We start from the raw sequence: 18,834 nt of genomic DNA on the forward strand, positions 1-18,834 counted from the left end.
GGCCGAGTGCGAGGCGAGGTCCAGAGTGTCGCGGACGCTGCCAGGCGCGCTCTGGGCCACGCCGCAGCCCCGGTCGGACTCCGACACACGGGTTAGCTCCGGTCTCGTGGATCGCGGGGGAGTGCGGCGGCCCCGGGACGGGACCTATCCCCAGGCGCGATCCAGCGCCACCGCGAGCCGGCGCAGCCACGGCAGCTCGTGCGGCTCGGTGACCAGCTCCGGGTACTCCCGGAAGAAGTTGTCCCACTGGATGTCCGGCCAGTGCAGCACCGACTCCGCGGTGAACCGGTCGGCCTCGTCGCCCAGCTCCGGGCGCATCAGGTCACGGACCAGCGCCAGGTCGACGGTGGTCCGCTCGGCGAGCAGCACCGCGTCGTACAGGTCCTTGCCCTGCGGATAGCCGTCGGTGGCGAGCCACAGCAGTTTCCAGGCCAGCGACAGCCCGGCGGTGGCGGCCAGGATCGGCCGCTCCTGGCCGGGCAGGGTGATCGGCTCGGGCGGGATCGGCAGCTCCTCGCCGAACACGATGTCGACCTGCACGATGCCCTCCGGGATCCGCGGCCCGGTGAACGGGATGACCAGGCGGCGGCCGTCGGCCCGCTCGTAGGTCCAGATCGCCGACTGCTGGACCCGGTCCGGGCGCAGGCCGGCGCCGGGCCGCGCGGCCAGCTCGGCGACGATGCCGTCGAGCAGCGCCCAGGCCTGCGGGCTGTCACTGGCGACAGCGGCCGGGATGACCACGAAGTCCAGGTCACCGGGCTCGCGGGCGGCCGCGCCGGCCCAGGCCGGCATGGTCACACTGCCGCGCAGCACCAGGTGCCGGCTCCAGTGCCCGCCGGCCAGCACGCCGAGGACGTGGTCCAGCGCGGCGCGGCGGGCGGCCCGCCAGCGCTCCCCCTCGCGGGGATTGCGGAAGATCGGCTCGCCGGCCCGGTACGCGTCGTCGTGCTGCTTGAGCGCCGGATCGAAGACCAGGCCCTGCCGGGTGCCGGGCACCGGCCGATAGGTGTCCGGGAAGCCGTCGTTGCGCCGCGGGGCGACCCGGTCGAGCTCGAGCGCCTGCCCGGCGGTGGCGGTCGTGGCCCGGGGCAGCCAGCCGTCGTCGAGTCGCAGGTTGTCGTCGTGCACGACATACTCCTGCTCGACCGAGACGACCTCGTGGCCGGCCTCTCGCAGGCTGCTGACCAGCCGGTCCAGGCGCCGCGACGCGGTGTCCCGGCCGACCCGGGAACAGCGCTGGTTCACGAAGCGGGTCTCGGTGCCGTCGGCGGAGCGCTTCCGCGCGTTGCGCGAGAGGCGGGCGCCGTGCGGCTCGACCAGGTCGGTGATCGCGATCAGGTCGGCCACCCGGGCGGGCAGGCGCAGCTTGACGTGGTGCTCGAAATACCGATGGGCCGGCTCCTTGCGGGCGGCCTCGTCGGAACCCGGCACGCCGTCGGCCCACGGAGCGGCCTCGATCTTGCTGCGGATCGGATCCATCCCGGCCACCCGCAGCCAGTGGCACCAGTCCCGCACGATGGCCAGCTGCTCGGTGAGCGTGCCGCTGCCGCGCAGGGTGAGCATCGGCTGGGACCTGGTCGTGCCGCGGTCCAGCTCGATGTGCAGGAACTCGGCACCGTGCTCGGCGGCGAACGCGGCCAGGCCGTCGGCCTGCCCGGGATAGACCGTCAGGTGCGTCTCGAAGTTCCCCGATATCTCCTTCACGGCGGTCAGGGTAGCCAGGGTGGCCGACATTTCCCGGCCATTTATCGATCCCCGAGCATGGGATCCGGTCGTGGAAACCTTCAACGCCCCGGCGGGGCCGATCAGCCGCCTCGGGCCCGATGTCGCGGGGCGGGCCGGCGTGCCGAGACTGGGAGATCGGCATGCGGTGACCCGGTCACTTGGCGGTGACCAGGGCCTTGGCGGGGGCGGTTCGGTGCTCGTCGAGAGAGCGCCAGACCGAGAAGAGGAACGGGGCGAGGGTGACGGTCAGGTAGCCGATGCCGGCGAGCAGGGCGCCGGTGCGCAGGCCGAGGTCGTCGGCCGCCCAGCCGCCCAGGACGCCGCCGAGGGGGATGCCGGCCCAGGAGAAGGCGATCAGGACGCTCATCACGCGGCCCTGGACGCGGACCGGGATGCGCTCGTAGACGGCGGCCAGCAGGATCGGATTGATCGTCGACATCAGCGCGCCGGCCAGCGCGGCCACCGCCAGGACCAGCCATAATCGGTCGGTCAGGGCCAGGGCGAACAGCTGCGCGGGACCGCCGGCCAGGAAGCAGACGGCGAAGGTGGTGCGGCGCGGCAGGCGCGGGGCGAGCACCGTCCAGAGCAGGTTGCCGGTCACCGCGCCGGCGCCGAAGGCGCTGCCCAGCACGCCCAGGGCGGCCGGCCCGTGCGGGCTCTCGCGCACCCAGACCGGGACGAACACGGTGGCGTAGGCCTGGTCGAAGAGATTCGTGGCGAACAGCATCGACATGATCCCGATGATCAGACGGTCCTGCCGGACGTACCGGAAACCGGAGCGCAGGGCCGCCGCGTAGCCGCCCTCCTCGTCCTCGGCGGGGTGATGGCCGGTGGAACCGGCCCGGACGAAGGCCGTGATCAACAGTGCGCACAGGCCGAACGTGGCCGCGTCGACCAGCAGCACCCGGGCCGGGCCGATCGCGGCCACCAGCAGCCCGGCCAGTGGCAGGCCGAGCAGCGTGGCGACCCGGCTGATCCCGTCGTACAGGGTGGTGCCGCGCTCGGTGCTCAACCCGGCGTCGGCGATCACCCGGGGCAGCAGGGCGCGTTTGGCGGTGTCGCCGAAGCCGCGCAGCGCGCCGGCGAGGGCGATCAGGCCGAGCAGCGTGTGGTACGGCACCGTCTCGGTGCTGGTCAGGATCGGGATGCCGCTCACCGCGAGCAGGCTGGCGGCGTCGGCGGCCACCGCCGTCGGCCGCGGCCCGACCCGGTCGACGATCGGGCCGCCGAGCAGGCCGGCCAGCACGTACGGGAGCATCTCGGCGAAACCGGCGAGCCCGGCCAGGAGGGCCGAACCGGTGCTGGTCAAAACCAGCCAGGGCAGTGCCACGAAGGTGATCCGGCTGCCCAGCAGGGAGATCGCCTCGGCCGCGAGCAGGCCGGCCAGCCCGCGCCTCACCGCTTATCCAGAGATCGGGAGGGCATCGACCCAACTTATCCACCGAAAAGAATTCTCGGAAGACAGCTGTCGATGTGTTTTCCCCGGTTGGTCGGACGCTACGACAGGTGATCGATCACGTTGTAGCGATCGAGTTCCAGCGCGTTCCCGCCGTCCGACCGGAATCGGCTGATCGAGGCGTTCCGGACGCTGCCCGCGGATTCCTCCACGGCGGCGACGCCGGCCCAGTCGAGATTCTCCAGAACGGCCCGGGCCATCAGCACCACAGCGTCGTGCGCGACCACGACCACGCGCCGATCCGGGTGCTCCCGGTGCAGATCCTCCAGAAAGGACGACAGCCGGATCCGCATGTCGGCGAACGACTCGCCGCCGGGTGGCCGGTATTCGTACAGGCCGGCCTCGGCGAGCCGGGCCGCCTCGCCCGGGAACCGGGCCGCCACGGCGGCCCGGGTGAGCATTTCCAGATCGCCGAGGAGCCGGTCGACGAGACGATCATCGGTACGGGGGCGGGGCAGCGGGACACCGGCGGCGTCGGCGGCGATCCGCCAGGTCTCCCGCGCCCGCAGGTACGGCGAGGTGACCACCACCTCGGGGCGGCGGTCCGCGGGCAGCGCGGCCAGCCAGGCGCCGACCGCTTCGGCCTGCTCGACGCCCAGGTCGGTGAGGGGCACCTCGGCGTCCCGGCCGCTCACCTCGATCTCCAGCAGGTCCTGCTCGTCGGCGGCGGCGAAGGCCACGTTGGCCAGGCTCTGCCCGTGCCGGATCAGGATCAGTTCGGCGACCACACCCATGATCTGGACATTAACCTCCAGCATCCACGCGGTGCCGAGGTTGATCGTGCTGAACGGGCCGGCCGGGTCGGGGAAGTCCACTCGCCCGGCGGTTCGCCGAGGGACATCCGCTGAGGCTGGCCCTGGACATCGACCGGGTCCGGGACCTGATCGGCGGGTGGTGACCAGCGTCGAGGGACGGATCGACAGCACCTGTGCGGCGGTCCTGGCCGAGCTGGGCCGTGGGTGACGCCGGCCGGGAAATTAGCTGGCCCGGGGGAGTGCCGGATGGGGATGATGGCGGCGTGATCGAGCTGACCGCCTTCCTCGCCGAACCTGTCGCCGCGGCCGAACGGGCCGGCCGACAGCAGACGGCCGTCCGGGAAACGGCGGTGCCGAAGCAGCGGTCGTGAGCGCCCCGTTCCTGGCCGGCGTGGTCGCCGGCTACGGGATCGCGGTGCCGGTCGGCGCGATCGGGGCGCTGATCGCGGGGCTGAGCGCGCGCACGTCGCTGCGGGTCGGTGCGGCGGCCGGGATGGGCGCGGCCACGGCGGACGGGATCTACGCCACCGTCGCGGTGGCCGGGGGAGCCGCCGTCGCCGGGATGATCGCGCCGATCGCCGGGCCGCTGCGCTGGGCCGGCGCGGTGGTGCTGCTGGCGCTGGCCGGGTGGACCGCCTGGGGCGCGATCCGCGGGCCGGGTTCCGGTGCGCGCGACGAGCGGCCGACCACGGCGTGGCGGGCGTACGCCGGGATTCTGGGGCTCACCCTGCTCAACCCGGCCACGGTGATCTATTTCGCGGCGCTGGTGCTGGGTAACGGGGGTGCCGGGGGCGGGATCTGGTTCGTGCTGGGTGCGTTCCTCGCGTCGGCCAGCTGGCAACTGCTGATCGCCGGGGGCGGCTCGCTGATCGGGCGGCTGCTGACCGGGCCGAGGGGGCGGCTGGTGACGGCGTTGACGTCGAGCGCGGTGATCGCGGTGCTGGCGGTCCGGCTGCTCCTGGACGCCTGACGAATCGGATGTGTCGCTGAGGCCATCGGCTCGTGGAGCCGGTGGCCTCTCGTCGTGGGATGCCGTCGCGAGCGGGTGGCGAAGGCCGCGAGGAGCGGGACCGGGCTGGGGAGCGCTCATGGGCGCTGCGCCGGGATTCAGCCCGGCGGTCGCCGGGCGGTCCGTCAGTGGTGGCGGCCTCGCGGGCAGCCACGGGCGGGGATGGTGCGCCTGGGGCGGGGCAGGCGTACGAAAGCGTGGTTCAAAGGTGTTTGGCGGCCTCGCGGACGGACAGCGGTGACAGGCGGGCGGACTCGGCGGTGAGGCGGGCGCGGACGGCCGCCGGGCCGGTGCGGGCACAGTGGCGCGGGGCCCAGCCGATCGCCTCACGGGCGAGGCCGCTCCAGCAGCGTCTCGGGAAGCCTGTCCGTCATGCCCGGGATCCTGCCACCGTAGTGTGACAGGAATGGCGGAACGAGCGGCGGCCGGCGGCGGCAAATGGGTGGACGTCGCCCCGGAGCGGCTGCCGCGCTGGCTGGAGAATTTCGCCGGCCGGCACGGGGCCTACCGGGAGAACGGGCTGGTGCTGGTCGCGGCGGACGGCGCGGAGGCGACGCTGCACGCGCCGCCCGGGGTGGCGGATCCCGGGAGTGTGACGGAGCTCATCCGCGAGGCGCGGGCGCCGCGCCGGCTGGGGCTGCTGCTGGCCCGCAAGGGCGCGGTCGCGGTCGGAGTGGCGGACGGGACCGAGCTGGTCGCCTCCAAGGTGGACACCCACTATGTGCAGGGCCGGACAGCGGCCGGCGGCTGGTCGCAGCAGCGCTTCGCCCGCCGCCGGGACAACCAGGCCAAGGCGGCGGCCGCCGACGGTGCCGGGATCGTGGGCCGGTTGCTGCTTCCCGAGGTACGCGCGATCGCCGCGCTGGTCACCGGCGGCGACCGGGCGGCTGTCGACGCGATCCTGGCCGACCGTGCGCTGGCGCCGGTGGCAGCGCTGCGCGCCGGACGGTTGCTGGAGGTCCCGGAGCCGCGGCACGCCGTGCTGGTCGCGGCGGTGGCGATGGCCCGCGCGGTACCCGTCCTGATCCGCGAGCCCTGACGGATCCGGCCGCCGTGCGGTATCCGTCGGATCCGCGAGCCGTGACGGATCCGGCCGCCGTCCCGCGCCAGGTGCGGGTCGGCGGCCGGATGTCTCTGGGCCGGAGCGGTCAGTCGCCCTCGTTCACCGCGCCCGGCGCGAACGTGTCGCACCGGGTCGGGTCGCCCGAGTCGTAGCCGGTCCGGAACCACTTCTGCCGGTCCGCGGACGTGCCGTGGGTGAACTCCTTCGGGTTGACCGTACCGCCGCCACGCTGCTGCAGGGTGTCGTCACCGATCTGCCCGGCGGTCTGGATGCCCTCCTGGATGTCCTGGTCGGTCAGGCTCTTGAAGATCTTGTTGCCCTTGGCGTCGGTGGTGCCGGTCGCGCCCTTCGCCCAGGCCCCGGCGTAGCAGTCGGCCTGCAGCTCCAGCCGGACCGACTGCAGGTTGGCCGAGTCCGGATCGGACTGTTGCGCCTGCCGCATCTTGGCCTCGGTGCCGAGCAGGTCCTGCACGTGGTGACCGTACTCGTGGGCGAGCACGTACGGCTGGGCGAACTCGCCCGGCGCGCCCAGCTCCTTGGCCAGCTGCTGATAGAAGGTCAGGTCGATGTAGACCTTGTTGTCGGCCGGGCAGTAGAACGGGCCAACACCGGAGTCGGCGGCGCCGCAGCCGGTGTTCACCCGGTTCGCGAAGATCTTCGTGACCGACTTCTGGTACTGCTTGTCGAAGGCCTTGGGCAGCTCGGTGGCCCAGTACGCCTGGATGGAGTTGATGTAGAGCACGTTCCGGCAGTCCAGCTGCTTGGTCGCGTCCCCCTGCTTGCACTCGTTGGTGATGTTGGTGTTGTCGCTGTTCGACGAGCCGCCGCCACCACCCAGGTTGTTCACCCCGAAGTAGCCACCGACCAGCACCAGCAGCACGGTGATGATGATCCCGGTGAGGCCGCCGCCACCAATCGGGATGGGCAGGCCGCCGAAGCCGCCTCCGCCGCCGCCCGATCCGCGGGCGTCCTCCACCTGACTGGTGTCGATCTCGGCGTTCTCATTGAGTTCCATGCCGTCCTCCTGCGCCACGGTTGCACCGCGTGTACCCGATGATCTTGCTGCCTAATCGGTTGGGAGGTGCTCCCGCCACCCGGGTAGTATGGCCCGGTGCTGCTCCGCGAAGGCTGACCTGCCGATTTCCCAGTTGCGCCCCGAGTCAGCCCGATCCCCGAGAGCGAGAAGCCTTTAATGATCACCGCCACCGGACTGGAACTCCGCGCCGGCGCGCGCATCCTGCTGTCCCCGACCACCCTGCGGGTGCAGCCCGGCGACCGGATCGGCCTGGTCGGCCGCAACGGTGCCGGCAAGACCACCACGCTGAAGGTGCTGGCCGGCGAGGGGATGCCCTACGCCGGTCAGGTCGAGCGGACCAGTGAGATCGGCTACCTCCCGCAGGACCCGCGCACCGGCGACCTGAACGTGACGGGTCGCGACCGGGTGCTCTCCGCCCGCGGGCTGGACAGCCTCCTCGCCGAGATGCAGAAACTCGAGATCCAGCTGGAGGAGAGCACCGACGAGAAACTCGTCCGGCGCTACGGTCAGCTGGAGGACCAGTTCGCCGCGCTCGGTGGCTACGGCGCCGAGGCCGAGGCCGCCCGCATCTGTGCGAACCTCGGCCTGCCGGACCGCGCGCTGGCGCAGACCATCGGCACCCTCTCCGGCGGTCAGCGCCGCCGCATCGAGCTGGCCCGCATCCTGTTCGCCAACTCCGGGCAGAACGGCAAGGGCATCCTGCTGCTCGACGAGCCGACCAACCACCTCGACCAGGACTCGATCGCCTGGCTGCGGGGGTACATGGCGCAGCACAAGGGCGGCCTCATCGTGATCAGCCACGACGTCGAGCTGCTCGACGCCGCGGTCAACAAGGTGTGGTACCTCGACGCCAACCGCGCGGTCGTCGACATGTACAACATGGGCTGGAAGACGTACCTGGAGGCGCGGGAGACCGACGAGCGCCGCCGCCGCCGGGAGCGGGCCAACGCGGAGAAGAAGGCCGGCGCCCTGCTGGCCCAGGCCGACAAGATGCGGGCCAAGGCCACCAAGACGGTCGCCGCGCAGAACATGGCGAAGCGGGCCGAGAAGCTGCTCGGTGGCCTGGAAGAGGTCCGCTCCTCCGACAAGGTGGCGAAAGTCCGGTTCCCCAGCCCCGCCCCGTGCGGCAAGACGCCGCTGACGGCGCACGGGCTGTCGAAATCGTACGGGTCGCTGGAGATCTTCGCGGACGTGGACGTGGCGGTGGACCGCGGTTCCCGGGTCGCCATCCTGGGCCTCAACGGCGCCGGCAAGACCACGCTGCTGCGCATCCTCGGCGGCCTGCTGGAGTCCGACACCGGCGAGGTGCGCCCGGGGCACGGGCTGCGGCTGGGCTACTACGCGCAGGAGCACGAGACACTGGACGTGGACCGGTCGATCCTGGACCACATGCGCAGTGCCGCCTCCGAGCAGACCGACACCGAACTGCGCAAGATCCTGGGCGCGTTCCTGTTCTCCGGCGACGACGTGGACAAGCCGGCCGGGGTGCTCTCCGGCGGGGAGAAGACCCGGCTGGCGCTGGCCACCCTGGTCTGCTCGGGCGCCAACGTGCTGCTGCTCGACGAGCCGACGAACAACCTCGACCCGGTCAGCCGGGAGCAGGTGCTCGACGCGATCGCCAACTATCCGGGCGCCATCGTGCTGGTCACCCACGACGCCGGCTGTGTGCAGGCGCTCAAGCCGGACCGGGCGATCCTGCTGCCGGACGGCGACGAGGACGCGTGGAGCGACGACCTGCTGGAGCTCGTCGAGCTGGCCTAGCCCGCACCCTGGGGAGCGCGGCGCGGAGATCCAGGATCATCGGCATCGTCAGTTGTCAACTGGTGCCCACACAGACAGTGCGATGTTCGGGCGTTTGCGGGCAGGTCGGACTTGCTCCCGTACGCGCCCGACGTCCCGCACAGGGTGTGCACAGTCGGTGCACAGGCTGGTCGGGCGGTACCCGGCGGGTGCCCCTCGATCGAGTGTTTCTGCAGGTGATCGATGGTCTTGGTGAGCCTGGCGGTGCGCCGTCGACGCGCCGGAAATACCGCTCCAGGCGACGTCAGCAAACTGTCTGACATTGATGCACTTGGTAACCGTCAAGTTCCTGACAGTAATAAATGGGCACGTTCTTCGACGCGAGATGCCTGGCGCATGATCGTTGGAGGCGGTGTAATAGGTGGGACCGTATCTGACCGCACTGTCTGCGACGTGAGGATTCAAGATGGCAGCCACTGGCACAGCTACCAGTACTGAGAAGGGTCGTCGAATCGTCGGTAGCGAGCGGCAGTCGCTCGCCAAGGACCTGGTGAAGCGTTACACCTCGGGCGAGAGCATCCGGGCGCTCGCCGCTTCCACCGGCCGTTCCTATGGATTCGTCCACCGCGTGCTCACCGAGTCCGGCGTGCAGTTGCGCCAGCGTGGCGGCGCCCGCCGTCGCAAGAAGGCGTGACGTCCGACAACGCCGGGCCGGTATCCGCGGAAGCTACCGACGAGGTAGGCGTTCGCTACGAACAGGCCGGGCCGGTCGCAACGGTGACGTTGTGCCGGCCCGACGTTCTCAATGCACAGACTCCGGCCATGTGGGCGGAGCTCGGCGACATTTCCCGGAAATTGCCCGGCGACGTCCGCGTCGTCATTGTGCGAGCCGAAGGCCGCGCGTTTTCCGCTGGCCTGGATCTGTCAGTCGCCCGTGGCGACGGCGATTCTTCACTGGCTCGTCTGGCACAGTTGTCCGCCGCCGAGACCGCCGATCGGATCGCGGGCTTCCAGGCCGCGTTCACCTGGTTGCGCAGTCCGTCCATCGTGTCCATAGCGGCGGTGCAGGGCCATGCGATAGGCGCCGGGTTCCAACTCGCACTGAACTGCGACATGCGTGTTCTCGCCGATGACGCACGATTCTCCATGGCGGAGGTCACTCTCGGTCTGGTGCCCGACCTGGGCGGGACGAAACGGCTCACCGAGCTGGTCGGGCCGTCCCGGGCGCTGGAGATCTGTGTGACCGGCCGGCGGATCCCGGCCGACGAGGCCGATCGGCTGGGCCTGGCCACCGCTGTGGTGCCGCGGGCCGAGCTGGACGCGGCGGTCGCCGACCTGACCGCCGCCATCCTGGCCGGTGACCCGGGCGCGGTGGCCGAGATCAAGGGCCTGCTGGCCGGGGCGCTCGGCCGTTCCTACCCGGATCAGGACCGCGCCGAGCGGGAGGCACAGACCCGCCGGCTCGCCGAGTTGCTGGGCAGCGGGGAATAAGGAATAGCGGCCCCACCTCTCGGGTTGTCGTAGTCGCCGCGACACCCGGGAGGTGCGGAACCAGATGAGCATGACCAGCTGGAACATGCTGCGGTCGATCCAGAGCGCCGACAAGGTGGCGAAACATCAGGTCAAGCCGGGGACCACCCGGCGGATCGTGACGTTCGCCGAGCCGTACCGGCGCGACATCGCGGTGTTCCTGCTCGCCGTGGTCTTCGACGCCGCGATCGGGGTGGCCACCCCGCTGCTGGCCGGCGACGTGGTGAACACGATCACCCGCGGTGGCAGCGAGGCGGCCGCCACCGTGATCCGGATCGCCCTGTTCATCGCCGGGCTGGCGATCGCCGACGCGCTGCTGTCCCTGGCCCAGCGGTGGTACTCGGCGCGGATCGGCGAGGGGATCATCCTCGACCTGCGTACCCGGGTCTACGACCACGTGCAGCGGATGCCGTTGCAGTTCTTCACCCGGACCCAGACCGGCGCCCTGGTCAGCCGGCTCAACAACGACGTGGTCGGCGCGCAGCGGGCGTTCACCTCGACGCTGTCCGGGGTGCTCAGCAACGTCATCCAGCTGGTGCTCACCGCCGCGGTGATGTTCACCCTGTCCTGGCCGATCACCGTGCTGTCGCTGCTGCTCCTGCCGGTCTTCATCATCCCGGCGCGGCGCGTCGGCGCCCGGCTCGCCGAGATCACCCGGGAGTCGTACAACCTCGACGCCACGATGAACGCGACGATGACCGAGCGGTTCAACGTCTCCGGCGCGCTGCTGGTCAAGCTGTTCGGCAGGCCCGACGCGGAGGCCGCCCGGTTCGGCGAGCGAGCCGCGCGGGTCCGGGACATCGGCGTGCAACAGGCGATGTTCTCCCGCACCTTCTTCGTCGCGATGCTGCTGGTCGCGTCGCTGGCGCAGGCGCTGACGTACGGCCTGGGCGGCTGGCTCGCCGTCCGTGGCGACGTCTCGGCCGGCACCGTCGTCACCCTGGCGCTGCTGCTCACCCGGCTCTACGGCCCGCTGACCGCGCTCAGCAACGTCCGGGTCGACGTGATGAGCGCGCTGGTCTCCTTCGACCGGGTCTTCGAGGTGCTCGACCTGGCACCGGGCATCGCCGAGCAACCGGACGCCACCCCGATCCCGGCGGGCGCCGGCCGGATCGAGTTCCGCGACGTGCGGTTCCGTTACCCGAGCGCGTCCGAGGTCTCGCTGGCCACCCTGGAGGACGTCAGCACGCTGGACCGGACCGAGAACACGCCGGTCCTGCACGGCGTCGACTTCACCGTCGAGCCGGGGCAGCTGGTCGCGCTGGTCGGCCCGTCCGGCGCCGGCAAGTCGACGACCTCGATGCTGGTCTCCCGGATCTACGACGTCACCGGCGGCGCGGTGCTGGTCGGTGGTGTCGACGTGCGGGACGCGACGCTCGACTCGCTGCGCGACACGGTCGGCGTGGTCACCCAGGACTCGCACCTGTTCCACGAGACCATCAAGGAGAATCTACGGTACGCCCGGCCCGCCGCCACCGAGGACGAGATGTGGGCGGCCCTGGACGGCGCGCAGGTCGGTGACCTGGTCCGGGCGTTGCCGGACGGCCTGGACACGGTGGTGGGGGAGCGCGGCTACCGCTTCTCCGGCGGGGAGAAGCAGCGCATCGCGATCGCCCGGCTGCTGCTCAAGCAGCCGTCGATCGTGATCCTCGACGAGGCCACCGCACACCTGGACAGCGAGTCCGAGGCGGCGGTGCAGCGGGCCCTGTCGGTGGCCCTGGAGAATCGGACGGCGCTGGTCATCGCGCACCGGCTGTCGACCATCCGGGAGGCCGACCAGATCCTGGTGCTCGACCGCGGCCGGGTGGTGGAGCGCGGCACGCACGAGTCGCTGGTCGCGGCCGGCGGGCTGTACGCCGACCTGTACCGCACCCAGTTCGCCGCGGCGTCACCGGCGTCCCCGCCGTTCGCCGACGACGACGTCGAGATCGTCACGGTGCCGGCCGGGACCGTGGAGCCGTAGCGGCCTCCCGCAGGGCGGTGAACTCGCGGATCAGGTCGGGGAGCTGGAAGTGGGCGTTCAGGCCGCTGGGGTTCGGCAGCACCCAGACCGGGACGCCACCCACCTCGTCCGGCTGCGGGCCGATCCTGGCCCGGGGACGGGCGAAGGCGGTCCGGTAGGCGGTGACACCCAGCACGGCCAGGAAACGGGGCTGCTCGCGGCGTACCAAAGCAGTCAGCACCTGGCCCCCGGCGGTCAGCTCGCCGGGGGAGAGCTCGTCGGCGCGGGCCGTGGCCCGCGCGACGACGTTGGTGATGCCGAGACCGAGCGCGGGCAGCAGGTGCTGCTCGGCCGGGCGCAGCAGGCGGTCGGTGAAGCCGGCGCCGTGCAGCGTCGGCCAGAACCGGTTGCCCGGCCGGGCGAAGTGGTGGCCGGTCGCGGCCGAGTAGAGACTCGGGTTGATCCCGGAGAAGAGCACCCGCAGGTCCGGACCGATCAGGTCGGGGATGGTCCGGCCGACGGCCGCGGCGACCTCCGCGGCGCTCGGCTTCACAGGGTGCGCAGCGCGCCGCCGTCGATCGGCACGACGCAGCCCGTCACGTAGCCCGCGGCGGGGGAGAGCAGGAACGCCGCCACCCGGCCGAACTCCGGCGGCTCGCCGATCCGCCGCACCGGGATCGCCGCCGACACCTCGGCCGCCGCCGTCGCCGGGTCGCCGGTGGCCTGGAAGAGCTCCCGGTTCCGGTCGGTCATGAAGCGGCCGGGCAGCAGGCCCAGCACCCGGATGCCGCGCGGACCGTACTCGTCGGCCATGTCCTTGGCGGCCATCGCCAGGCCGGGGCGCAGCCCGCTGGAGATGCCCAGCCCGGACAGCGGCGTCTTCACCGACGTGGAGAGCACCAGGCCGATCGCGCCACCCTCGGGCAGTGCCGCAGCGAACGTGCGGGCCGCCCGGATCGACCCCAGGAAGACCGTCTCGAACGCGGCCCGCCACTGGTCGTCGCTCATGCTGCCGGCCGTGCCCGGCGTGGGGCCGCCCACCGAGATCAGCGCGCCGTCCAGCCGGCCGAACCGCTCGGTGGCGACGTCCACCAGCTCACGCGGGGTGCCGGGGTCGGCCAGGTCGGCGGTCACCCCGGCGACCCGCGGCCCGCCGCCGAGCTCGGCCACCGCGTCGGCGACCTTGTCACCGTCGCGAGAGGAGATCACCACCCGGGCACCGTCGGCGACGAGGGCCTGCGCGGTGGCGAAGCCGAGTCCGCGCGAGGCGCCGGTGAGGATGAAGACGCGATCAGCCAGCCCGAGATCCATGCGACCTATCTTCCCAGAGCGGCGGCGGTGGCCGCGTCCGCCGGGAGGAACGCCTCGATCGCCAGCTCGGAGAGGGTCACGTCGCGCGGGGTGCCGAGGACCGAGGTGATGCTGAAGAAGTTCAGTCCGGCGTACCGCAGCGGAACCACGACACCGTCCGCCCCGCCGGTCAGCTCGCCACCCGGGTACTCGCTCATCTCCGCGTGCAGCTCGCGCAGCACCGGGTCGCCGGTCGCGGTCGCCTGCCGGTCCAGGCGGTGCAGCAGGTGGGTGCGCCACTCGGCGAGGTTCTCGGTCCGGGGCGCCAGGCCACGCGGATGCAGCGCCAGCCGCAGCACGTTGACCGGTGGCTCCAGCAGCTCGGGCGCGCAGTCCCCGGTGAACCGGCTGATCGCGTCGTTGGCGTCCACCATGGTCCAGTGCCTGTCGATCAGCACCGCCGGGCAGGGCCCGTGCCCGGCCAGCACCTGCCGCAGGCCGGACAGCACCACCGCGAGTGGCGGACCGTCCAGGTCGGACTCCGAGTAGGCGGGCGCGAAACCGCCGGCCAGCAGCAGCTCATTGCGCTGGCGCAACGGCACGTCGAGCTCCTCGGCCAGCCGCAGGATCATCTCCCGGGTCGGCCGTGACCGCCCGGTCTCCACGAAGGACAGGTGCCGGGCCGAGACGCCCGCCCGGCCGGAGAGGTCCAGCTGGCTCAGCCGCCGCTCGTCCCGCCAACTCCGCAACAGCTGTCCCACAGCGCTCATGGTGGCCAGATTAGGCGGCCGGCCGGGGCAGCGGCATTACCCCTGAGGTAATCGCCGGGATTACCCCGCGGCGGCAGGCTGAGTCCCGTCAGCGAGACACACCGATGAGGGGACGAGACGATGAGCGACTTCGACACCATGGTCGACCGGTACCTGGCGGTCTGGAACGAGACCGACGAGGCCGCCCGGCAGGCGGCGATCGCCGACCTGTTCGCCGAGGAGGTGCGCTATGTCGACCCGATCGCCGCGGTCCGGGGCCGGGAGCAGCTGAGCGGGCTGATCGGCGCGGTGCAGCAGCAGTTCCCGGGGCTGGTGTTCGGGCCGGGCGGGACCGTCGACGCGCACCACGACCAGGTGCGGTTCACCTGGCACCTGGGCCGGCCCGGGGAGGAGCCGCTGGTGATCGGATTCGACGTGGCCGAGCGGGACGACGCCGGGCGGATTCACCAGGTGCTCGGCTTCATCGACAAGGCCCCGGCGGCCTGATGCCGCGTGCCGGCTGGTCGTCACGGTTGTCTCGGGGGACTGGAGGGCACCGTGAGGACCAGCTGGGTGCGGGCTGGCTGGCTGTCACGGTTGTCTCGGGGGACTGGAGGGGACCGTGAGGACCAGCCGGGGGCGGTCAGTGGCGGCGGACCGCGTCCTCCACCAGGTCCAGCACGCGGGCCAGGTCGCCCGGCGGCCGGCCGGTGGCCAGGTGCAGCACCAGGCCGTCATAGGCCAGCTCGAGGAACTGGGTGAGCACGTCGACCGGGACGTCCTTGCGCAGCACGCCGGCCTCGCCCTGCCGCTGCAGCCGCTCGCGGGTGGCGTCGGCGATGGCGGCCGAGCGCTGCGCCCACCGCTTGGCGAACGCCGGGTCGGTGCGCAGCCGGTGGGAGACCTCGAGCTGGGTGCCGAGCCAGCCGGCGGTGTCGCCGTCGCTGGTGCCGGCCCGATCGAGCAGGTCGCGCATCACCTGCACCAGGCCATTGCGGGTGACGGTCGCCACCATGGTCGCCGCGTCGTCCTCGGCGACGGCGAGGAACAGCGACTCCTTGTCACGAAAATGGTGGAAAATCGCGCCCCGGGACATGCCCGTCGCCTCCTCCAGGCGGCGGACCGTGGCCCCCTCGTAGCCGAACCGCGCGAAACAGCCGCGGGCCGCCGTGAGGATCTCGTGGCGGCGGGCGTCGAGCTGGTCCTGGCTTACCCTGGGCACGCCGCTGATCGTGTCATGTGGCCCCGCGTTCTTGCAATCCGTACGTACGGCTTTTTAAGCCACGATCGGATGATGCGAAATGCGTCAAGCTTTCCGCTCTTTGTTTACAGTCCTGGACTGTTCGCTGCGGTCACCGCTCACGTAAAGTGCCCGCGTGCCTCTAGTCTTCCTCGCCCTGGACGACACCCTGCTCGATCGCAGCGGTGCGTACCGGTTGTGGGCTAAAGGCTTCCTCGACGAGATCGGCGCATCGCAAGATGATCTTGACTGGTTGGTCGCCGTGGACGCCGACGGCCTGACCTCCCGGTGGGACCTCGCCGACCAGATCCGGGACCGCTACCAGCTACGAGTCCCGGCCATCGATCTGGTCGACGAGCTCCACGAGGGCCCGCTCGCCTTCGAGCGCCTCGATCCGATGGTGGGCTGCGCGCTGGAGATCGCCGCCGACGCCGGGCTGGTGCCGGTGGTGGTCACCAACGGCGCCGCCGAGCAGTGCGAGGGCCGGATCCGGCGGACCGGGCTGGACCGCTATGTCGCCGACTGGGTGATCTCGGAGCAGGCCGGGGTGAGCAAACCGAACCCGCGGATCTTCGCGCTCGCCGCGCAGCGGGTCCGGATGCGGCTGGCCGGCGCCTGGGTGGTCGGTGACAGTCCGGAGGCCGACATCGGCGGGGCGGCGGCGATGGGGCTGCCCAGCGTCTGGCTGCACCGCGGGCGGGAGTGGATGGACACCCGATTCGCCCCGACGCGGGTGGTCGGCAACGTGATCCAGGGGATCTCGGCCATCATGGCGAGCCGCTGACGCGTACCGAAAATCGGTTGCGCCTCCCGCGAGGGTGGGAAAGAGTCGTGCACGCAACGCACTGGCGGCCCGGTATCGGGCCGCACGAGAGAGAAGGGGGTGGCCATCGGATGGCTGTCTTTGTCATGCCCGCAGTCCTGGCATCCCCGACAACTTCTTTCTCCGAGGAGACCCTCCAGTGCGAGAGCACGACTCCTACGGCCCGGCGACCATGCGCCGCGGCCGTCGCAAGTTCGACGACGACGAGTCCGATTTTGTGAAACGCGGCCGGCTGGAGCCGGCCCTGCACGAGGACCCCGACCTGCCCGAGGTCGGTGACCGCTGGTCCACCTGGGACGGCGCGCTGCACGGCCCGGAACCCCGACCCGATTGGGTACGCACCGAGCACGGCGCCGTCGACTCCGAGCTGGGTGTGCTCAAGACCGGTAAGGAAGCGGACGTCTTCCTGGTCCGGCGCTGGCTGCCCGGCACCGGCGCGACCAGCATGATCGCCGCGAAACGGTACCGGGACGGCGAGCACCGGATGTTCCACCGGGACGCCGGCTATCTCGAGGGCCGCCGGGTGCGCCGGTCCCGCGAGATGCGGGCCATGACGAACCGCACCACGTTCGGCAAGCAGGTGATCGCCGGGCAGTGGGCGGCCGCCGAGTTCGACGCGCTCGGCCGGCTCTGGCAGATCGGCCAGGAGAGCGGGCTGGTCCGGGTGCCGTACCCGGTGCAGCTGATCGGCACCGAGGTGATGCTGGAGTTCGTCGGCGACTGGGAGACCGGCGAGGCGGCGCCCCGGCTGGCGCAGCTGCGGTCCGGCGACGAGCAGCTCGAGGACCTGTGGCGGCAGATGACCGACGCGCTGTCGGTGCTGGCCCGGGCCCAGGTGGCGCACGGGGACCTGTCGCCGTACAACACGCTGGTGCACGAGGGGCGGCTGGTGCTGATCGACCTGCCGCAGATCGTCGACGTGGTCGCCAATCCGCGCGGGGCCGAGTTCATCGCCCGGGACGTGACCAACGTGGCGAGCTGGTTCCGTGCCCGGGGGCTGGCCGTCGACGCGGAGGAGCTGATCGACCGGCTGCTGTTCGAGGCGGGTCTGCGATGAGAGGCGGCCCGCGATGAGAGGCGGCCCGCGATGAGAGGCGGCCCGCGATGAGACGCCCGTGCCGGCCCCGCCGTGGGCTGAGCGGATCCCCGCTGCGCGGTGGCCGCCGCTCCGCCGCCCGCCCGCGTCCCGGGCGCCCCGGTCGGCGCTGACCGGCACCGACTCGGATCGCGGCCGCCGTCCGCACGGCGGCCGCGACCGGGTCACTGCAGGTAGTTCTCCACCTCGCTGACGGCGTGGGCCCGCTCCGCGTCCGGGTCGTTCCCCACGTCGCGGGCGGCCCGGCGCCGGCGCAGCAGGTCCCAGCACTGGTCGAGGGCCTCCTCGAGATCCTTGAGGCGGGCATGCTCCTCGGTGGAGGAGATCTTGCCCTCGCTCAGCTGCTGGCGCAGCTGGTGCTCCTCCTCGACCAGGCCGTGAATGCGGCTCAGCACACTGTTGTCATCCATCCCCGAAGCTTATGCACCACGCGGCCCGCACCCGGTAGGCGGCCACGTGTCCGTCGTCGCATCCGCCCGCTCGCCGGACTTGATCGACTCGCTTAGATTCAGCCGGGTGGCTACGGGATGGATGCGGCGGCTGCGCCAGGTGACCGGGGATCGCGCCGGTCTGGCGCAGCGCGCGCTGGAGACGGTCGGCAGGGCGGAGCGGGCGTCCGCGGCCGGCGACCGGGAGGCGGCGCGGCAGCTCGGTGAGACGGCGGTGACCGAGCTGCGGTCACTGGTCGCCTCCGGTGTGCGGGAGGCCGGGTCCGGGCTGGTGCGGGCGCTGCTCAACCAGTCGGAATACCTCCGGCTGCTGTCCCGGCACGCCGAGGCGGTGGCGGCCGCCGACGAGGCGGTGAGCCTGGCCTGGGCCGATCCGGGGCGCCCCCGCGCGCTGGCCCTCGCCCTGGCCACGCTGGCCGCCCGGCTGCTGGCGGCGGACCGCCCGGCGGACGGGTCGGAGGCGGCCCGGCAGGCGCTGGCGATCGGCGGGGTGCAGCCGGACGCGGAACTGGCCCAGGTGCTGGTCACGCTGGCGGCCATGCTGGCCGAGGCCGGTGAGCACGAGGCGGCGCTGGCGCCGAGCGAGCGCGCGGCCGGGATGTGGCGGGTGCTGGCGGCCGGGAACGATCGGGAGAGCCGGTTCCGGCTCGGGCAGGCGCTCGCCGGGCACGCCGGCCGGCTGTACGCGGCCGGCCACTGGGCGGACGCGATCGAGTTCAGCGCCGAGGCGGTGGCGATCCGCCGGGGCCTGGCCGGGGAGTCACCGGAGACGCTAGCGCTCGGGCTGACCGATCACGCGATGATGCTCCGCCGGGTGGGCCGCGAGCAGGAGGCCCGGGCGGCCGCGGCCGAGGCGGCGAGCCTGGCACCGGTGGCCGGAACGGGCGACGGCCCCGCCGGAGAACCAGGCGGGGCCGTCGACTGCTGCTGA

The 18,834-nt window shown here is 72.1% G+C and carries 20 protein-coding genes; 10 read left to right on the forward strand and 10 right to left on the reverse strand.

What is annotated here, in order from left to right:
* Nucleotides 1-144: 144 nt before the first annotated feature.
* From Actob_RS09190 to Actob_RS09200, 3 genes are all read right to left on the reverse strand, one after another.
* Nucleotides 145-1,704: a nucleotidyl transferase AbiEii/AbiGii toxin family protein gene (locus Actob_RS09190; RefSeq protein ID WP_284919633.1), complete on the reverse strand. Its 1,560-nt coding sequence runs from the start codon at nt 1,702-1,704 to the stop codon at nt 145-147.
* Between the two features lie 175 nt (nt 1,705-1,879).
* A complete protein-coding gene (locus tag Actob_RS09195) occupies nt 1,880-3,124 on the reverse strand; it encodes an MFS transporter (RefSeq protein WP_284919634.1) in 1,245 nt (414 codons plus the stop codon).
* Between the two features lie 98 nt (nt 3,125-3,222).
* Nucleotides 3,223-3,996 (reverse strand): histidine phosphatase family protein, encoded by a 774-nt coding sequence (locus tag Actob_RS09200; RefSeq protein ID WP_284919635.1) that lies wholly within the window; start codon nt 3,994-3,996, stop codon nt 3,223-3,225.
* Between the two features lie 307 nt (nt 3,997-4,303).
* On the opposite strand from Actob_RS09200, the gene Actob_RS09205 reads away from it, so the two are divergent.
* Entirely contained in the window at nt 4,304-4,906 is a 603-nt protein-coding gene (locus tag Actob_RS09205) for a LysE family transporter (RefSeq protein WP_284919636.1), read from the forward strand.
* A 241-nt stretch (nt 4,907-5,147) separates the two neighbouring features.
* Here the strand turns inward: Actob_RS09205 and Actob_RS09210 are convergent, their stop codons facing one another.
* Complete coding sequence (locus Actob_RS09210) at nt 5,148-5,267, reverse strand: DNA alkylation repair protein (protein WP_284922281.1); 120 nt, start codon at nt 5,265-5,267, stop codon at nt 5,148-5,150.
* Nucleotides 5,268-5,351: 84 nt separating this feature from the next.
* Between Actob_RS09210 and Actob_RS09215 the strand changes: the two genes are divergently transcribed.
* Nucleotides 5,352-5,984: an acVLRF1 family peptidyl-tRNA hydrolase gene (locus Actob_RS09215; protein WP_284919637.1), complete on the forward strand. Its 633-nt coding sequence runs from the start codon at nt 5,352-5,354 to the stop codon at nt 5,982-5,984.
* Between the two features lie 109 nt (nt 5,985-6,093).
* Here the strand turns inward: Actob_RS09215 and ypfJ are convergent, their stop codons facing one another.
* On the reverse strand, nt 6,094-7,023 hold the full coding sequence (gene ypfJ, locus Actob_RS09220) for a KPN_02809 family neutral zinc metallopeptidase (protein WP_284919638.1): 930 nt from the start codon (nt 7,021-7,023) through the stop codon (nt 6,094-6,096).
* A 177-nt stretch (nt 7,024-7,200) separates the two neighbouring features.
* Here ypfJ and Actob_RS09225 point away from each other — a divergent pair, with 177 nt between their 5' ends.
* From Actob_RS09225 to Actob_RS09240, 4 genes are all read left to right on the forward strand, one after another.
* Nucleotides 7,201-8,805, forward strand: coding sequence for an ABC-F family ATP-binding cassette domain-containing protein (locus Actob_RS09225; protein ID WP_284919639.1), 1,605 nt, complete (start codon nt 7,201-7,203; stop codon nt 8,803-8,805).
* 445 nt (nt 8,806-9,250) lie between these two features.
* On the forward strand, nt 9,251-9,478 hold the full coding sequence (locus tag Actob_RS09230) for a helix-turn-helix domain-containing protein (protein WP_014441759.1): 228 nt from the start codon (nt 9,251-9,253) through the stop codon (nt 9,476-9,478).
* Entirely contained in the window at nt 9,475-10,275 is an 801-nt protein-coding gene (locus tag Actob_RS09235; RefSeq protein ID WP_284919640.1) for an enoyl-CoA hydratase/isomerase family protein, read from the forward strand. Before Actob_RS09230 ends, Actob_RS09235 begins: the two co-directional genes overlap by 4 nt.
* A 70-nt stretch (nt 10,276-10,345) precedes the next feature.
* A complete protein-coding gene (locus Actob_RS09240) occupies nt 10,346-12,277 on the forward strand; it encodes an ABC transporter ATP-binding protein (RefSeq protein ID WP_284922282.1) in 1,932 nt (643 codons plus the stop codon).
* On the opposite strand, the gene mug is transcribed toward Actob_RS09240, so the two are convergent.
* The 3 genes from mug to Actob_RS09255 are packed head-to-tail and all read right to left on the reverse strand — an operon-like array spanning nt 12,246 to nt 14,316.
* On the reverse strand, nt 12,246-12,809 hold the full coding sequence (mug, locus tag Actob_RS09245) for a G/U mismatch-specific DNA glycosylase (RefSeq protein WP_407653588.1): 564 nt from the start codon (nt 12,807-12,809) through the stop codon (nt 12,246-12,248). The two genes, Actob_RS09240 and mug, sit on opposite strands and share 32 nt — an antisense overlap.
* On the reverse strand, nt 12,806-13,567 hold the full coding sequence (locus Actob_RS09250) for an SDR family oxidoreductase (protein WP_284919641.1): 762 nt from the start codon (nt 13,565-13,567) through the stop codon (nt 12,806-12,808). Before Actob_RS09250 ends, mug begins: the two co-directional genes overlap by 4 nt.
* 5 nt (nt 13,568-13,572) lie before the next feature.
* Nucleotides 13,573-14,316, reverse strand: coding sequence for a helix-turn-helix domain-containing protein (locus Actob_RS09255; RefSeq protein ID WP_284919642.1), 744 nt, complete (start codon nt 14,314-14,316; stop codon nt 13,573-13,575).
* Between the two features lie 120 nt (nt 14,317-14,436).
* Between Actob_RS09255 and Actob_RS09260 the strand changes: the two genes are divergently transcribed.
* Nucleotides 14,437-14,802 (forward strand): nuclear transport factor 2 family protein, encoded by a 366-nt coding sequence (locus Actob_RS09260; RefSeq protein WP_284919643.1) that lies wholly within the window; start codon nt 14,437-14,439, stop codon nt 14,800-14,802.
* Between the two features lie 136 nt (nt 14,803-14,938).
* Here Actob_RS09260 and Actob_RS09265 read toward each other — a convergent pair whose 3' ends face one another.
* Nucleotides 14,939-15,517 (reverse strand): TetR/AcrR family transcriptional regulator, encoded by a 579-nt coding sequence (locus Actob_RS09265; protein ID WP_284919644.1) that lies wholly within the window; start codon nt 15,515-15,517, stop codon nt 14,939-14,941.
* A 154-nt stretch (nt 15,518-15,671) separates the two neighbouring features.
* On the opposite strand from Actob_RS09265, the gene Actob_RS09270 reads away from it, so the two are divergent.
* Both Actob_RS09270 and Actob_RS09275 read left to right on the forward strand, forming a co-directional pair.
* On the forward strand, nt 15,672-16,319 hold the full coding sequence (locus Actob_RS09270) for an HAD family hydrolase (RefSeq protein ID WP_284919645.1): 648 nt from the start codon (nt 15,672-15,674) through the stop codon (nt 16,317-16,319).
* 178 nt (nt 16,320-16,497) lie between these two features.
* Nucleotides 16,498-17,415 (forward strand): serine protein kinase RIO, encoded by a 918-nt coding sequence (locus Actob_RS09275; RefSeq protein WP_407653589.1) that lies wholly within the window; start codon nt 16,498-16,500, stop codon nt 17,413-17,415.
* Between the two features lie 203 nt (nt 17,416-17,618).
* Here Actob_RS09275 and Actob_RS09280 read toward each other — a convergent pair whose 3' ends face one another.
* Nucleotides 17,619-17,864: a DUF2630 family protein gene (locus Actob_RS09280; RefSeq protein WP_284919646.1), complete on the reverse strand. Its 246-nt coding sequence runs from the start codon at nt 17,862-17,864 to the stop codon at nt 17,619-17,621.
* A gap of 106 nt (nt 17,865-17,970) precedes the next feature.
* Between Actob_RS09280 and Actob_RS09285 the strand changes: the two genes are divergently transcribed.
* A complete protein-coding gene (locus Actob_RS09285; protein ID WP_284919647.1) occupies nt 17,971-18,834 on the forward strand; it encodes a hypothetical protein in 864 nt (287 codons plus the stop codon).

Source organism: Actinoplanes oblitus (assembly GCF_030252345.1).
Classification (GTDB): domain Bacteria; phylum Actinomycetota; class Actinomycetes; order Mycobacteriales; family Micromonosporaceae; genus Actinoplanes; species Actinoplanes oblitus.

Excerpts from the sequence above, each read along its gene's own strand:
- Actob_RS09215 (WP_284919637.1), top strand. The coding sequence starts at position 5,352 with ATGGCGGAACGAGCGGCGGCCGGCGGCGGCAAATGGGTGGACGTCGCC.
- ypfJ (WP_284919638.1), bottom strand. The coding sequence starts at position 7,023 with ATGGAACTCAATGAGAACGCCGAGATCGACACCAGTCAGGTGGAGGAC.
- Actob_RS09225 (WP_284919639.1), top strand. The coding sequence starts at position 7,201 with ATGATCACCGCCACCGGACTGGAACTCCGCGCCGGCGCGCGCATCCTG.
- Actob_RS09230 (WP_014441759.1), top strand. The coding sequence starts at position 9,251 with ATGGCAGCCACTGGCACAGCTACCAGTACTGAGAAGGGTCGTCGAATC.
- Actob_RS09240 (WP_284922282.1), top strand. The coding sequence starts at position 10,346 with ATGACCAGCTGGAACATGCTGCGGTCGATCCAGAGCGCCGACAAGGTG.
- Actob_RS09250 (WP_284919641.1), bottom strand. The coding sequence starts at position 13,567 with ATGGATCTCGGGCTGGCTGATCGCGTCTTCATCCTCACCGGCGCCTCG.
- Actob_RS09255 (WP_284919642.1), bottom strand. The coding sequence starts at position 14,316 with ATGAGCGCTGTGGGACAGCTGTTGCGGAGTTGGCGGGACGAGCGGCGG.
- Actob_RS09260 (WP_284919643.1), top strand. The coding sequence starts at position 14,437 with ATGAGCGACTTCGACACCATGGTCGACCGGTACCTGGCGGTCTGGAAC.
- Actob_RS09280 (WP_284919646.1), bottom strand. The coding sequence starts at position 17,864 with ATGGATGACAACAGTGTGCTGAGCCGCATTCACGGCCTGGTCGAGGAG.